Origin of the sequence: Pseudomonas sp. LS.1a (genome assembly GCF_022533585.1) — a bacterium.
Taxonomy (GTDB): domain Bacteria; phylum Pseudomonadota; class Gammaproteobacteria; order Pseudomonadales; family Pseudomonadaceae; genus Aquipseudomonas.
The window spans coordinates 4,812,197-4,826,064 of sequence record NZ_CP092827.1; the positions used below are offsets into that span (position 1 = coordinate 4,812,197).

The window sequence follows — 13,868 nt, forward strand, 5'->3', positions numbered from 1 at the left end:
GGTGTACCTGTGGGAGCGGGTTTACCCGCGAAGAGGCCCGCACAGGAAAAACCAATCCTCCCTGACAACAGGCCCCAACCATGCCCACCGTCCTGATCACCGGTTGTTCCAGCGGCATCGGCCGCGCCCTGGCCGACGCCTTCCGCGACGCCGGCCACCAAGTCTGGGCCACCGCCCGCAAACCAGAGGATGTCGCACAGCTGAGTGCCGCTGGTTACACCGCCCGGCAACTTGATGTAAACGACAGCGAGGCGCTGGCCCGCCTGGCCGAGGAACTGGAAAACCTCGATATCCTGATCAACAACGCCGGCTACGGCGCCATGGGCCCGCTGCTCGATGGCGGTGTGGATGCCCTGCGCCAGCAGTTCGAAACCAACGTCTTCGCCGTGGTTGGCGTTACCCGCGCATTGTTCCCACAGCTACGCCGCTCACGGGGCCTGGTGGTGAACATCGGCAGCGTATCAGGCGTGCTGGTCACCCCGTTCGCCGGCGCCTACTGCGCCTCGAAAGCAGCCGTGCACGCCCTGAGCGATGCCTTGCGCCTGGAACTGGCGCCGTTTGGTGTGCAGGTCATGGAAGTGCAGCCAGGAGCGATTGCCTCGCAGTTCGCCAGCAATGCCCAGCGCCAGGCCGAGCAGGTGCTGGCGGCGGATTCGGCATGGTGGCCGTTGCGCGAGCAGGTGCAGGCTCGGGCGCGGGCTTCGCAGGACAAACCTACTTCAGCGGCGGTGTTTGCCCAGGGCGTGCTGGCGGCGGTCGGGAAGTCGCCGGTGCCGGCGGTGGTGCGGTTGGGCAATGGCAGCATGGCGTTGCCGTTGATGGCCCGGTTACTACCGCGGCGGTTGCTGGATTGGGCGCTACGCAAGCGGTTTGGCCTACTGCGCCCGCTCTGATTGACGGGTTGCCTGTGCTGGCCTCTTCGCGGGTAAACCCGCTCCCACAGGTACAGTGCAATCTTCGGAATCACACTCTCCCTGTGGGAGCGGGTTTACCCGCGAAGAGGCCGGTACAGGCAAAACAGATCAGGCAATGGAACGCAGCACCCCGCCATCCACCCGCAAGGCAGCCCCGGTGGTAGCACTGGCCTGCATCGATGCCAGGTACACCACCATGTTCGCCACCTCCTCCACCGTCGCCAGCCGCTTGATCAGCGAGGTCGGCCGGTGCTCAGCCAGGAAGTTGGCTTCCAGTTCTGCAGTCGACACCCCCTGCTCCTCGGCCAGCTTGGCAAAGAAGTCACCCACCCCCTCCGAACGCGTAGGCCCCGGCAGCACCGAATTCACCGTCACCCCGGTACCAGCCAGCGTCTCGGCCAACCCGCGCGACACCGCCAGCAACGCCGTCTTGGTCATGCCGTAATGAATCATCTCGGTCGGAATCTGCAGCGCCGACTCACTGGACAGGAACACCACCCGCCCCCATTTGCGCTCGGCCATACCCTGGGCATAGTGGCGCGACAGGCGAACGGCACTGAGCACATTGACGTCGAAGAAACGCTGCCAGTCCTCATCCCCGATCTCGAAGAACGGCTTGGGCTCGAAGATACCCAGGTTGTTGACCAGGATGTCGGTGTGCGGCACCTGGTTGAACAGCTGCTGCGCACCGGCCTGGGTGCCCAGGTCGGCAGCAATGCCGATGATGCGCGCCTGCGGCAGGCGCTCGCGCACGGCCTTGAGGGCTTCGTCGACCCGGGCCTGGGTGCGACCGTTGAGGACCACTTCGGCCCCCGCCTCGGCCAGGCCAGTGACAATGGCCAGGCCAATGCCGGCGGTGGAGCCGCTGACGATGGCGCGCTTGCCGTTCAGGGAAATGTGCATTTGTGCCTCCTCGGTAATCAGGACAATTGCCGGGGCTGCTTGGCAGCCCCAAAAATCACACTTTCTTCACAGGCTGCTCATCAAACGCCTGCCAGCCCCCCCCCAGAGCCTTGTACAGCCCCACCAGCGCCTGCGACACCGCCGCCGAACTGTCAATCCACTGCTCCTCGCTGGCCAGCAATGCACCCTGCACCGTCAGCACATTGAGAAAGTCCACTGCCCCTTCCACATACTGGCGCTGGGCAGTTTCCAGGGCGATGCGGTTCTGCCGCACTGCCTCGGCCAAGTGATCGCGGCGCAGCTGGCTGGCGTTGTACAGGCGTAGCACATCGTCGATTTCATGCCAGGCGCCCAACACCACCTTGCGGTAGTTCAGCGCCGCTTCCTGCTGTTGCGCCTCGCGCAGTTCCAGGGTGCCCGTGAGCCGGCCACCCTCGAAGATCGGCAGCGACAGCTGCGGCCCGAAGGCGAAGCGGCGCGAATCCCAGGCGCCGAAATCGGACAGCTGCATGGCCTGGAACCCGACACTGCCCGACAGCCGGATGCTGGGGTAGAAGTCGGCCTTGGCCACGCCAATGCTGGCGGTGGCGGCATGCAGGCGGGCCTCGGCCTGGCGAATGTCCGGGCGGCGCTCAGCCAGTTCGGACGGCAAGCCAATGGCGAACGTCTGCTGCGGCGCAGGCAGTTCGCCGCCCTGCAGCAACTCGGCCTGCAGGCTGCGCGGCGGTTCGGCGGCGAGCAGGCTGAGGGCGTTGATCAGGTCATCGCGCCGTGCTTCCAGGCTTGGCAGGCGCGACACGATCGAGGCGACCTGGGCACTGGCCTGGGCCACGTCCAGACGCGTGGCGACACCTTCGGCCTGGCGGTTTTCAGACAACTTCAGGCTGTGCTGGGCAACTTTGAGGTTGTCGCGGGTCACATCGATGGTGTGCTGCACGGCGCGCAGCTGGATGTAGTTGCCGGCGGTTTCCGCAAGCAATGCCAGCAGCACGCCACGGCGATCGTTCTCGGCCACTTCGACCGTGGCATCGGCAGCCTCGACCTGGCGCCGCACGCGGCCCCACAGGTCCAGCTCCCAACCAGCCACCAGGTCGCCCTGCCAGAGGTTGAAGGCTTCCTTGCCCGCCTTGCCGGACGGGTCACTCAGGCCTTCGGCACTGTTGCGCGCGCGGCTGTAGCCAGCATTCACATCCACCGACGGTACTTCGTCGGCAGCCACGGTGCTGCGCAGGGCGCGGCTTTGCAGCAGGCGGGCGCTGGCCATCTGCAGGTCGAGGTTGCGCTCGGCAACGCGCTGGATCAAGGCACTCAGGCGGGCGTCGTGGAAGCTTTCCCACCAGCGCAGTTCCAGCGGTTCGGCCTGCGGCTGGCTGACTGCCGCCTCACCTTGCAGCGGCGCCCACTGCTGCGGTGCCTGGCTGTCAGGGCGCTGGAAGTCCGGGCCCAGCGTGCAGCCAGCCATCAACACGGCCAGCAGCAACGGGCTCAAGCGTAATGCCGGTTTCATCGTGCGCTTACCTCTTTGCCGTCGAGCTTGTCGCCACGGGTGTCGATGGTCGCTTCCACCGACATGCCCACGCGCAGGCGGGCAAGCAGCGGCTGGCCATCATCGAAAACGATCTTCACCGGGATGCGCTGCACCACCTTGGTGAAGTTGCCGGTGGCGTTATCCGGCTTTACGGCGGCGAAGGTCACGCCGGTGGCCGGAGCGATGCTTTCCACATGGCCTTGCAGCTTCTCACCGGCAAAGGTGTCGACGCTGATGCTCACCGCCTGGCCGGGCTGCACGTGGGTCAGCTGGGTTTCCTGGAAGTTGCCGACCACGTAGGCATGCTGCAACGGCACCACCGACAGCAGGCGAGCGCCCGGGTTGACGTAGGCACCGACACGCAAGGCGCGCTCGCCGACCATGCCGTCCACTGGCGCGGTGATGCGGGTGTAGGACAAGTCGAGCTGAGCCTTTTCCAGCCCCGCTTCGGCCCGCTTCAACTGGCCGTCGGCGCTGGCCACCTGGGCGGTAAGGATATCCACCTGCTTGCGCGCCGCGACCAGTGCCGCCTGGGCATTGGCCAGGCGCGCACGGGCCTGGTCGACCCCGCTGCGCGCCTGCTGGGCGTTCTGCACGGTGCCGGCACCCTGCTCGGCCAGGCGGCTGTAGCGGTTGACCTCATGGTCGGCGAACGCAGCTTCGGCCTGGGCCGCCTTCACCGCCGCCTCAGCCTGGGCAATCAGCGACGCCTGGCGCTCGAGGGTGGCGCGGGCATCGGCGCTTTGCGCCTGGGCCACCAGCAACTGCGCCTGTGCGGCATCCAGCGCGGCCTGGTAGTCACGGGCATCGATGGTTGCCAGCAACTGACCGGCCTTGACCTGCTGGTTGTCTTCCACCAGCACCTCCTTGATGAAGCCGGCGACCTTGGGCGCGACCACGGTGTAGTCAGCGATCACATAGGCGTCATTGGTGCTCTGGCGGTGGTCGCTGCCGAACATCCAGGGGCCGACGATGCCGGCCAGGACGGCCACGGCCAGCACCGAGCCGATGAACAGGGTTTTGCGGTTGTTGGTCATTTCAGTGGTTCTCGAATTCATCCAGGGTTCAGGCCACCGCGCGCGGCGGATAGACCCGGGTAGGCACGAAAGGAATCAGGCAGATCAGGGCTACGGCAATGCAGGCCATGACCAGATAGAGGTCGGCCGAGGTCAGCACCAGCGCCTGGTCGTGGATACGCCTGGCCAGGCCGGCTGCGTTATCGTCGACCAGCGGGGCGTTGCCCAGGCTGTCCACCAGGTGGTTGGAATGGAAGTGCCGGCGCAGGGTGCCCAAGGCGTCCAGCAGGCCACCGGCGATCACTGCGGCGATGCCCTTGACGGTGTTGAACCAGCTGGAGGCGAACGGGCCTTCCTGCGGGGTCATGCCGTTGGTGGACAGCATCAGCAACGGCAGCACCGCCATCGGCTGGCCGAACACCTGCAGCAGGTAGAACGGGTAGAAATCGCCACGGATCCACTGGCTGGTCAACAGGCTGCTGCCCACGCAGGACACCGCCAGCATCGCCAGGCCGATACCCAGCACCCAGCGGCAGTCCACCGCACGGATGTTGCACAGCGCCGCCGTCAGCGGCAGGGCGATGAGCTGTGGCATGGCGACCAGCATCATCAGCGGGCTGGTCTGCGCCGGGCGGTAGCCCTGGATCTGCGCCAGGTAGGCCGACGGGATGCTGCCCACGCCCGAGAGCACGATCAGCACGCCAGCCAGGGTCACCAGGGCGAAACTCAGGTTGCGCCGCGACAGCATGCGCAACTGGAAGAACGGCAGCGGCTCGGACCATTCGTTGTACATGAACAGCACCAGCAACAGCAGGCCACCGCCGAGCAGCCAGCAGATCAGCGGCGAATCGAACCAGCCCCAGCGGTCGCCCAGCGACAGGCCCAGCACGATGCAACTGATGGCCGGCAGGCCGAGCAGCAGGCCGCGCCAGTCGAACTGCTTGAAGCGCTCCAGGCGCAGCGGGTCCTGCGGCAGGCCCCAACCGACGCAGGCAGCAGCCAGCGCCGCGGGCAGGATGATCTGCCAGAACGCCCATTGCCAGCCGACGTATTCGGTCCACAGCCCTGCCAGCGGTGTGCCGAGGTTGGGGCCGAAGGTAGCGGTGAGGGCATAGCAGGCCAGGCCATAGACCTTGATGCCCGGCGGCAGGAAGCGCAGCGCCACGCTCATCAGCATCGGTGGCAACGCGCCAGAGGCGAAGCCCTGGAGCACACGCAGCAGCATCAGGCTGTGCAGGTTGGGGGCGAACGGTTGCAGCAGGCCGAGCACGGCGAACAGGCCGATGGCGCTCATGGTGAAGCGCCGCAGCGAGAACGTGGTGGCCAGCCATGGCGCGAAGGCCATGGCCGAGACCGAGGCGGCGCTGTAAACCGCCAGCAGCCAGGCGCCTTCGTCGGCACCGATGCCCATGGCCCCGCGGATATCGGCCAGGGAGATCTTGGTCACCGACTCGTTGAGGCCCGCGCACAGCACGGCCAGCAACACGCCGAACAGCCCGACCACTACCTGCAGGCCAAACGCAGTCTGCGCAGGCGCGGCCGGCGCGGGGGCGGCGGCAAGCGCGGCAGACGGGGCGGACAGGGAACTCATGGGCAGACATCTCCAGCAACAAATTTGCGACTGGAGCAAGTCTAAGAAGGTCGAATGCTGACGAAAACTGACTTCTCGGTAGGTTTATGTTGCGTTAGACGCAATTCACTTCAAAACCGAGTCGCCTGCTTCGCGGGTGAACCCGCTCCCACAGGTACACCACACCTCTCAAGGCTTGTGCTGTCCTGTGGGAGCGGGTTCACCCGCGAAGAGGCCGGCACAGGCGGAACATCACTCAAGGGTCGACACTGCAGCAAGCCTTCAGGGTCTGCCGCAACCAGCGATGCGCCGGGTCATTGTGAAACCGTGGGTGCCATGCCTGCAGCACGGTCACCCGCTCCAGCGGCACCGGGATCTGGAACGAGCGCAGCGGCAGCCCAAGCTTGTGCACGCTGTTGAGGATGTTCGCCGGCATCGGCAGGATCAGGTCGGAATCCGGCAGCGAGAACAGCGCCGAGTGAAAGCTCGGGGTGATCAGCGCCACCCGCCGCTGCACCTTGAAGTTGGCCAGCTCCACATCGATCGGCCCGTTGGCCCGACCACGGCGGGACACGCTGATCTGTGGATAACTGGCAAAGCTGGTCGGCGTGATCGGTTGCTCGAAGATTGGGTGGTCACGCCGCGCCAGGCCCACGTAGTAGGTCTGGAACAGGCTCTGCACCTTGATCTCCGGGCCCAGGTCCACGGTCGAGCTGATGATCAGGTCGGTACGGCCGTCGCGCAGCACGCTGTCGTCATCGCCGCCGGGGCTTTCCGGCACGAAGCGCAGCACCGTGCGCGGCGCCTGCTCGTGCATGCGCCGCAGCAACTGGGCGCCGTAAAGGGCGATGAACAGGTCATTGGTGCGAATGTTGAAGGCCCGGTCGAGCTTGGGCAGGTCGACCTCGTCGGCACTGCGGAACACCTCGCCAGCCTGTTCCACCAGTGCCGCCACCTGCTCGCGCAGGGCCAACGCCCGCGGCGTCGGCACCAGGCCACGGCCGGCGCGGACAAGAATCGGGTCCCCCAATGCATCGCGGATACGCCCCAGGGTCCGGCTCATCGCCGCCGGGCTCAGGTTCATGCGCTGCGCCGCGCCAACCACGCTGCCCTCGTCGAGCAGGGCATCGAGGGCGACGAGCAGGTTCATGTCCGGGAGTTGCATGGCCGTTTTCCGTTACAGCTGTGAGGAATGGCGATGGTAGCAGGTTGGTGGAATGCACCAGACGCAATGCGCTCGTGCGTGGTGGGGCATTTATCCTGAGGGTGGGTTGAGCCAAGAATGAGGAACGGCAGGTTCGGCCTCTTCGCGGGTGAACCCGCTCCCACAGAGACTGCACAGATTCTGAATATTGTGGCGCACCTGTGGGAGCGGGTTTACCCGCGAAGAGGCCAGAACAGACAACCCCTCAGCCAGCCTGGAACAAGGATTCCACATGCCCAGCCCCGTCCTGATCGCCATCGATGCCTCCCCTGCATCCACCGCCCTGCTCACCCTCGCCCGCCGCTACTGCCGCCCCGACGAGCACGAACTGCACGTGCTGCTGGCCATCGACTCTACCTTCGCCGTCCACGACCAGCCCGCGCCCTACACCGCCGAGGAACTGGAAGAATACCCCGCCGCCTGCGAAGAGCAGCACCAGGCCGACCAGGCCGTGGCCAAGGCGGTGCGCGAGCTGCAGCAAGCCGGCTTCGCCAGCCAGAGCTGCATGGTAGCCGGGCAGCCGGTCGAGGCGATCGTGGCCAAGGCGCAGGAACTGAATTGTGAACTGATCATCATGGGCCACCGCCACCTGTCGCGGCTGGGGCGGTTGCTGGACCCGTCGATCAGCGCCAAGGTGATTGATCGGGTGAAGGTGCCAGTGTTGGTAGGGGCTGCGAGCTAACTGCTCTGCGAGAAGTGTTCATTGCTCCTGGCCTCTTCGCGGGCAGCCCGCGAAGAGGCCAGGAGCCGCACTTCCTCACCCCGGCTCATCCCTCGCTCGGCTTCACCACCACCGTACAAGTCGTCCCCGCCGCCAGCAAAAACCCGTCCGGCACTTCATCGATATGAATGCGCACCGGCACCCGCTGCGCCAGTCGTACCCAGTTGAAGGTCGGGTTAACATCGGCGATCAACTCGCGGCTCTGCGGGTTGTCGCGGTCGTAGATGCCGCGGGCGATGCTCTCCACATGGCCCTTGATGCGCTCGCCGCTCATCATCTGCAGCTCGGCCTGGTCACCCACCTTCACATGCGGCAGCTTGGTCTCCTCGAAGAATCCATACACCCAGAACGAGTTTTCGTCGACCACCGCCATCACCGCTTCACCGGTGCGCGCATAGTCACCCTTGTGGATATTCAGGTTGGTCACGTAGCCGTCCACGGTGGCCACGATCTGCGTGCGCTTGAGGTTCAGCTCGGCTGCGGCCAGTTCGGCGAGGGCCTGCTGGTAGTCCGCCTGGGCGGAGTTGGCGATGTTGCTGGCGTCGTCTCGGTTTTCCTTGGAGATCACCAGGTTGTCCATGTCGGCACGGCGCTTGGCGTTGACCTTGCGCATCTCCCAGGTGGCCTTGCGCGATGCAACCTGCGCCTTGGCCTGGTCGACTGCCAGCTGGTAGTGCTCGGGGTCGATCTGGATCAGCAAGTCGCCCTTCTTCACCCGCTGGTTGTCCTTGACCGGCACGTCCACCACATAGCCGGGCACGTCGGCGGCGACGTTGATGATATCGGCACGCACGCGGCCGTCGCGGGTCCATGGCGTGGTCATGTAATGCAGCCACAACTGGCGACCGATCACCACGGCAGCGGTCAGCACCAGCAGGGTGGCGATCAGGCTGAAGAACTTTTTCATCGAAGGATTCTCACCAGTAGAGCGACAGCGCCAGGGCGCCGAACAGGCAGACGAACAGGCTCAGGCGCAGCAGCGCCGGGTGCCAGAAGAAGCGGTAGCCATCATGGCTGGCGATGAACCGGTCCAGGCCCCAGGCCAGGCCCAGGGCGAACAGGAACATCAAGGTCATGGTGGGCATGTACACGCCATGGAAGGCGATTTCACGGGGCATGGTTTCACGGAGCATCGTGCAGTCCTTTCGCCGGTGCCAACGGCGACTGTGGGTCGAGCAGGGAAGAACGGATGAAATGCAGGTAGCTTTGCGCGCGGCGCAGCACCGAGGTGTCGAAGTGACGAGCGAAGGGCTCGTCGGTGGCCTGCACACGGGCGATGGCGTGGTCCACTGCCACCAGCGCGCGTTCGTGGTTGCTGGCGCTGGGCTGCAGGAACAGCCGGGCCAGGGCACGGCCCATCACGCGGATCGCCTGGCGCCAGGGCTGCGACTCGGCGTAGGCCGGGTGCACCGGCGCACGGGCCTGCTCCTTGCGCAGCTCGATGACCGCGTGGCCGATCTCCAGCACGGTGAACATCCAGCCCATCAGCTGGCTCTGCACCTGCGGCTTGCCAGCGGCCAGGCCATAGGCCTGGTGCAGCAGGTCACGGGTGCGGCTTTCGAAGGCGGTGCCGATGCCTCGCAGGCGGCCGCTGATGGCAAACAGCACCTGCTCGCGCAGCTCCTGCTCCAGGCGGCTCCACAGCCAGCGGCTGTTGGGCGGCAGGATGATCGCCCCGGCCGCGGCACAGACGAACATGCCAATGACCATGCCGATATAGTCGTTGATGAAGGTGTACGGGTCATACACGGTGAGGTTGTTCGGCACCGAACCGATGGCGAAGAACACCAGCAGGCCGATGCCGTAGCCGGCATAGGCTGGCCGTGACGAGAGGAACGCGCCCAGCACGAACACCGGTGCCAGGACCATGCACAGCAGTGGGAAACCGTCGATCCAGGGGAACACGAAGAAGGTTTCGAAGAAGCCGACAAAGGCACCGATCGCTGTGCCGCAAGCCATCTGGAACGACATGCGCTTGGGGTTCGGCGAGGCCGCCGAGAGGCCCACGGTGACGGTGGCGATCAGGGTCATCATGGCGCCGCTGGGCCAGTCGCTGAACAGCCAGTAGCTGCCCAGCAGCAACAGCACCGCCGAGGCGCGCACACCGGCGGCCAACGACACCAGCCAGCTGGTCTGCGCCACGTAGGGCTCATCCCACTGCTCGCGTTCGTGCCGGTGCGCGGCCAGCGAGGCGTGGGTTTCGGCGTAGCTGTACATCTCGTCGACGAAGCGGTAAAGCAGCTCGAAGGCGGTGTGGAAGTCGAGCAGGTCGGACTCGCTCGGCTCGGTCGCCAGGTACTCGGCGCGCAGGCCGCGCACCTGGGCCTGCAGGCCTTCCTTGTAGGCGGCCAGCTCCAGGGTCAGGCGCAGCGCATCGGCGTCGGTCAGCGCCCGGCCCACGTAAGGTTGCAACAGTTCCACCAGGGTGTTCAGGCCCGGTTCGATGGCGCCGACGATCTGCAGCGGGCCACGGGCGCGCAGGCGCTCCAGCAAACGGTGCAGGGCATTGAAGCGCGTGGTGATGGCCATGAATTCGCTGTTCATGCGCACCAGGCGACCAGAACGCCGGCGCATGTGCGGGTCCTCGAAGGCGGTGACGTTGCGCAGGCTCTCAAGGCCCACTGCTTCAGCGACGAAGCGCACGTTGCTGCTCTCGAAGCGGTCCCGCTGGCTGTCGCCACGCAGGGCCTCGACCACCACCCCGGCGAACACGCCAAAGCGCTGGTACAGGGCGTTGCGCATGGCGGCACTGGCCGACTGCGGCAGGATCGCGGCGCTGACGAAGGTCGACACCAGAATGCCCAGGGCGATTTCCAGCACCCGCCATACCGCCGCCATGAACGCCTGGTCGGGGTGCTGCAGCACCGGCAGGCCGATCATCGCCGCGGTGTAGCCGGCCAGCACGAAGCCATAGGCGCGGAAAGTGCGGTAGCGCATGGCACCGGCCGAGCACAGGCCTACCCACAGGGCCAGGCTGGGCAGGAACAGCTCGGTGTTCTGCGGGAAGATGGCGATCAGCGCCACCATCATCGCCGAGCCGGCCAGGGTGCCGAGCACCCGGTAGAAGCTCTTGGCGAACACATGCCCGCTTTGCGGCTGCATGACGATGAACACGGTGATCATCGCCGTGCGCGGTTGCGGCAGCTCCAGGCGCATGGCCAGCCACAGGGTGATGAATGCAGCGGCCAGCACCTTGAAGATGTACACCCAGGTCACCCCGTCGGTGCGCGCCCAGGCAAAGAAGCCCCGGCGCCATTCCAGGCTCTGCAGCCAGCGCAAGGGCAAACTGGAAGTGCTCATTCGGCGTTATCCGGCTTCTTGTCGAAAATGGCCAGGGTGGCCGGGGTTTTCGGTGCTGCCTGACGCTCCTCTTCCGGCACGTCCTGACCGGCCTGCAAGCCGCCGCCCAGGGCGGTGACCAGCTCGGCATGGGCAATCAGGCGGGCGGCCTGCACCTGCTGTTGCACCTGCTGCTGGCGGAACAGCAAGGTCTGGGCGTTGAGCACGTTGAGGTAGTCGGTAAGGCCACGCTGGAAAGCGACCATGGCGATGTCGTAGGTTTTCTGCGCGGCCGCGACCGACTCGGCGGCGAAGTGCGACTGCTCTTTCATCGACTCGCGGCGGATCAGCTGGTCGGAGATGTTCTTCAGCGCACCGACCACGGTCTGGTTGTAGCGCGCCACGGCCACGTCATAGCCCGCCGAGGCCACGCCCAGCTGCGAGCGCAGGCGGCCACCGTCGAAGATCGGCAGGCTGATGGCCGGGCCGACGTTGTAGTTGAACTTGCGCCCGGTGAGGAATTCCAGCGGGCCACCGCCGGTGGCCATGAAGCCAAGGCTGCCGACCAGGTCGACGTTGGGGAAGAAGCCGGCGTGGGCAACATCGATGCCACGCGCCTGAGCGGCTACCTGCCAACGGCTGGCAACCACGTCAGGGCGCTGGCCGACCAGTTCGGCCGGCAGGTTCGACGGCAGCTTAAGTGGCGCGGCCAGGGCCAGGCTCGGGCGCTGCAACTGCGTACCCTCCCCCGGGCCCTTGCCGGCCAGGGCGGCCAGCTGGTTGCGGGCCAGGGCAATTTCTTCGTCGAGGCTGTCGAGCTGGCGGTGGGTTTCCGGCAACGGCGCTTCAGCCTGGCTGACTTCGAAGTGGGTGCCGATGCCGGCATCCAGACGGCGCTTGGCCAGGGCCAGGATCTGCTCCTGCTGTTCCAGCTCGGCCTTGACGATATCGCGCTGGGCGAAGTGCAGGCTCAGCTGAATGTAGGCGCGCACCACGTTGTTCTGCAGCTCCAGCTGCGCCTGGCGGGCTTCGGCCACGCTCATGTGCGCCTGGTCCACGGCCTGCTCGCTGGCATTGCGTTCGCGGCCCCACAAGTCGAGCGCGTAGCTGAAGCCAATCGCGGCGTTGTTGTCCCAGGTGTTGGCGCCGGACAGCGCGCCCGGGCCGTAGAACTGGTCTTCAGGCCAGTTGTGGCGCTTGAGCGTGGCCTGGCCATTGGCCTGGAGCTTTTCCGCCGACTCGACCACACCGGCCATGGCCCTGGCTTCGCGTACCCGCGCCGCAGCCATGGCCAGGCTCGGGCTGCCGGCCACGGCCAGGGCAACCCAGCGGTCCAGCTGTGGGTCGCCATAGGCGCGCCACCACTGCTGGTCGGGCCAATGGGCGTCGGTCGCGGCTTCACGTATGGCCGCGTCGGTGGTCAGGGTGTTGGCTTGCAGCGTCTTGCTTTGCGGGGCAATGCCCCAGGTTCCGATACAGCCGCTCAAGGTGAGGGCAAGGGCACAGGCACTGAACGCATTGAGCGTTCTGATGATGCGACGCGGCACAGCTGCGATTTCCCGAGGAAGAGGTGAAGAGGCCGGGCAATTCTAGGGGGCGTCAGCACTGGCGATAAGCGTGGATTCCTGCGAATCTTTGTTACCAAAACGGCGATAATCCGCCTTTGGTCGAAGGCAACTTTTCATCTCTTTTACGTTACTTCGTGACACAATTTTGTCCTCTACATCGAGAGTGACCCATGGACACCCTGCAAAACATGCGTGCTTTCAGTTGCGTAGCCCAACTCGGCAGCTTTACCGCTGCCGCCGGGCAACTGGATACGACCACCGCGAACGTGTCGCGGGCGGTCTCCAACCTGGAAGCCCATCTGCAAACAAGGCTGCTCAACCGTACCACCCGCCGCATTGCGCTGACCGAAGCCGGCAAGCGCTACCTGATGCGTTGCGAACAGATTCTTACCTATGTCGAAGAAGCCGAGGCCGAGGCCAGCGATGCCCATGCCCGCCCGGCCGGGATGTTGAAGGTGCACTCGATGACCGGGGTCGGTCAGCACTTCGTGGTCGACGCCATCGCCCGCTATCGCGAATCGCACCCGGACGTGACCTTCGACCTGACCATGGCCAACCGCGTGCCCGACCTGCTCGACGAGGGCTATGACGTGTCCATCGTGCTGGCCACCGAACTGCCCGACTCAGGGTTCGTGTCCCAACGGCTGGGCATCACCTACAGCATCGTCTGCGCCTCGCCCGCCTACATCGCCCGCCACGGCGTGGCGCACAAGCCTGCCGACCTGCTCAAGCACGCCTGCCTGCGCATGGTCAGCCCGGTGATCCCGCTGGAGAAATGGCTGTTCGACGGGCCGGAAGGCCAGGAAATGGTCAACATCACCAGCTCGCCGTTCATGGTCAATACTGCCGATGCCATGAAGACTGCGATCCGCAGCGGCATGGGTGTGGGCGTGCTGCCGATCTATTCGGCCATCGACGGCCTGCGCGACGGCAGCCTGGTGCGGGTACTGCCCGAGTACCGGCTGCAGGAGCTCAACCTGTACGCCATCTACCCGTCGCGGCAGTACCTGGATGCCAAGATCAAGACCTGGGTCGAGTACCTGCGCAACTCGCTGCCGGAGATTCTCGCGGCGCATGAGGCGGACCTGAAAACCCATCAGGTGATGATCGCCAACTAAAAAGCTGCTGTATTGCGGGGGCGGACAATGGTAGGTTGCTAACCATT

Annotated in this window: 12 protein-coding genes; 3 read left to right on the top strand and 9 right to left on the bottom strand. The window is 65.7% G+C overall.

Annotated features, from left to right (window positions below; genetic code table 11):
- Window positions 1-80 precede the first annotated feature (80 nt).
- Window positions 81-893 carry an SDR family oxidoreductase gene (locus MKK04_RS22200; protein WP_233687062.1) on the top strand — a complete coding sequence of 271 codons (813 nt, stop codon included), beginning with the start codon at window positions 81-83 and terminating at the stop codon, window positions 891-893.
- Window positions 894-1,022: 129 nt separating this feature from the next.
- On the opposite strand, the gene MKK04_RS22205 is transcribed toward MKK04_RS22200, so the two are convergent.
- The 5 genes from MKK04_RS22205 to MKK04_RS22225 form a co-directional block, all read right to left on the bottom strand.
- On the bottom strand, window positions 1,023-1,817 hold the full coding sequence (locus MKK04_RS22205) for an SDR family NAD(P)-dependent oxidoreductase (protein WP_207836330.1): 795 nt from the start codon (window positions 1,815-1,817) through the stop codon (window positions 1,023-1,025).
- 55 nt (window positions 1,818-1,872) lie between these two features.
- Entirely contained in the window at window positions 1,873-3,324 is a 1,452-nt protein-coding gene (locus MKK04_RS22210) for an efflux transporter outer membrane subunit (RefSeq protein ID WP_241105983.1), read from the bottom strand.
- Entirely contained in the window at window positions 3,321-4,382 is a 1,062-nt protein-coding gene (locus MKK04_RS22215) for an HlyD family secretion protein (RefSeq protein ID WP_087500494.1), read from the bottom strand. The genes MKK04_RS22210 and MKK04_RS22215 overlap by 4 nt, the downstream gene beginning before the upstream one ends.
- 28 nt (window positions 4,383-4,410) lie before the next feature.
- On the bottom strand, window positions 4,411-5,952 hold the full coding sequence (locus tag MKK04_RS22220) for an MFS transporter (protein ID WP_241105984.1): 1,542 nt from the start codon (window positions 5,950-5,952) through the stop codon (window positions 4,411-4,413).
- Window positions 5,953-6,187: 235 nt separating this feature from the next.
- Complete coding sequence (locus tag MKK04_RS22225; RefSeq protein ID WP_063913352.1) at window positions 6,188-7,096, bottom strand: LysR family transcriptional regulator; 909 nt, start codon at window positions 7,094-7,096, stop codon at window positions 6,188-6,190.
- A gap of 271 nt (window positions 7,097-7,367) precedes the next feature.
- On the opposite strand from MKK04_RS22225, the gene MKK04_RS22230 reads away from it, so the two are divergent.
- Window positions 7,368-7,817: a universal stress protein gene (locus tag MKK04_RS22230; protein ID WP_241105985.1), complete on the top strand. Its 450-nt coding sequence runs from the start codon at window positions 7,368-7,370 to the stop codon at window positions 7,815-7,817.
- A gap of 85 nt (window positions 7,818-7,902) precedes the next feature.
- Here the strand turns inward: MKK04_RS22230 and MKK04_RS22235 are convergent, their stop codons facing one another.
- Genes MKK04_RS22235 through MKK04_RS22250 form a run of 4 tightly spaced genes read right to left on the bottom strand, consistent with a single transcriptional unit; the run spans window position 7,903 to window position 12,682 of the window.
- Entirely contained in the window at window positions 7,903-8,763 is an 861-nt protein-coding gene (locus MKK04_RS22235; RefSeq protein WP_207836351.1) for an efflux RND transporter periplasmic adaptor subunit, read from the bottom strand.
- 10 nt (window positions 8,764-8,773) lie between these two features.
- Complete coding sequence (locus MKK04_RS22240; protein ID WP_008097766.1) at window positions 8,774-8,974, bottom strand: DUF1656 domain-containing protein; 201 nt, start codon at window positions 8,972-8,974, stop codon at window positions 8,774-8,776.
- Window positions 8,975-8,978: 4 nt separating this feature from the next.
- Window positions 8,979-11,156, bottom strand: coding sequence for an FUSC family protein (locus MKK04_RS22245; RefSeq protein ID WP_207836354.1), 2,178 nt, complete (start codon window positions 11,154-11,156; stop codon window positions 8,979-8,981).
- Window positions 11,153-12,682 (bottom strand): efflux transporter outer membrane subunit, encoded by a 1,530-nt coding sequence (locus MKK04_RS22250; protein WP_241105986.1) that lies wholly within the window; start codon window positions 12,680-12,682, stop codon window positions 11,153-11,155. The genes MKK04_RS22245 and MKK04_RS22250 overlap by 4 nt, the downstream gene beginning before the upstream one ends.
- 191 nt (window positions 12,683-12,873) lie before the next feature.
- On the opposite strand from MKK04_RS22250, the gene MKK04_RS22255 reads away from it, so the two are divergent.
- A complete protein-coding gene (locus tag MKK04_RS22255) occupies window positions 12,874-13,821 on the top strand; it encodes a LysR family transcriptional regulator (protein WP_015271759.1) in 948 nt (315 codons plus the stop codon).
- The last annotated feature ends 47 nt before the right edge of the window (window positions 13,822-13,868 follow it).

What these genes read in the sequence shown, in the direction of transcription:
- MKK04_RS22230 (WP_241105985.1), top strand. Translation starts at nt 7,368, where the DNA reads ATGCCCAGCCCCGTCCTGATCGCCATCGATGCCTCCCCTGCATCCACC.
- MKK04_RS22210 (WP_241105983.1), bottom strand. Translation starts at nt 3,324, where the DNA reads ATGAAACCGGCATTACGCTTGAGCCCGTTGCTGCTGGCCGTGTTGATG.
- MKK04_RS22245 (WP_207836354.1), bottom strand. Translation starts at nt 11,156, where the DNA reads ATGAGCACTTCCAGTTTGCCCTTGCGCTGGCTGCAGAGCCTGGAATGG.
- MKK04_RS22215 (WP_087500494.1), bottom strand. Translation starts at nt 4,382, where the DNA reads ATGACCAACAACCGCAAAACCCTGTTCATCGGCTCGGTGCTGGCCGTG.
- MKK04_RS22255 (WP_015271759.1), top strand. Translation starts at nt 12,874, where the DNA reads ATGGACACCCTGCAAAACATGCGTGCTTTCAGTTGCGTAGCCCAACTC.
- MKK04_RS22225 (WP_063913352.1), bottom strand. Translation starts at nt 7,096, where the DNA reads ATGCAACTCCCGGACATGAACCTGCTCGTCGCCCTCGATGCCCTGCTC.
- MKK04_RS22235 (WP_207836351.1), bottom strand. Translation starts at nt 8,763, where the DNA reads ATGAAAAAGTTCTTCAGCCTGATCGCCACCCTGCTGGTGCTGACCGCT.
- MKK04_RS22220 (WP_241105984.1), bottom strand. Translation starts at nt 5,952, where the DNA reads ATGAGTTCCCTGTCCGCCCCGTCTGCCGCGCTTGCCGCCGCCCCCGCG.
- MKK04_RS22205 (WP_207836330.1), bottom strand. Translation starts at nt 1,817, where the DNA reads ATGCACATTTCCCTGAACGGCAAGCGCGCCATCGTCAGCGGCTCCACC.
- MKK04_RS22240 (WP_008097766.1), bottom strand. Translation starts at nt 8,974, where the DNA reads ATGCCCCGTGAAATCGCCTTCCATGGCGTGTACATGCCCACCATGACC.
- MKK04_RS22200 (WP_233687062.1), top strand. Translation starts at nt 81, where the DNA reads ATGCCCACCGTCCTGATCACCGGTTGTTCCAGCGGCATCGGCCGCGCC.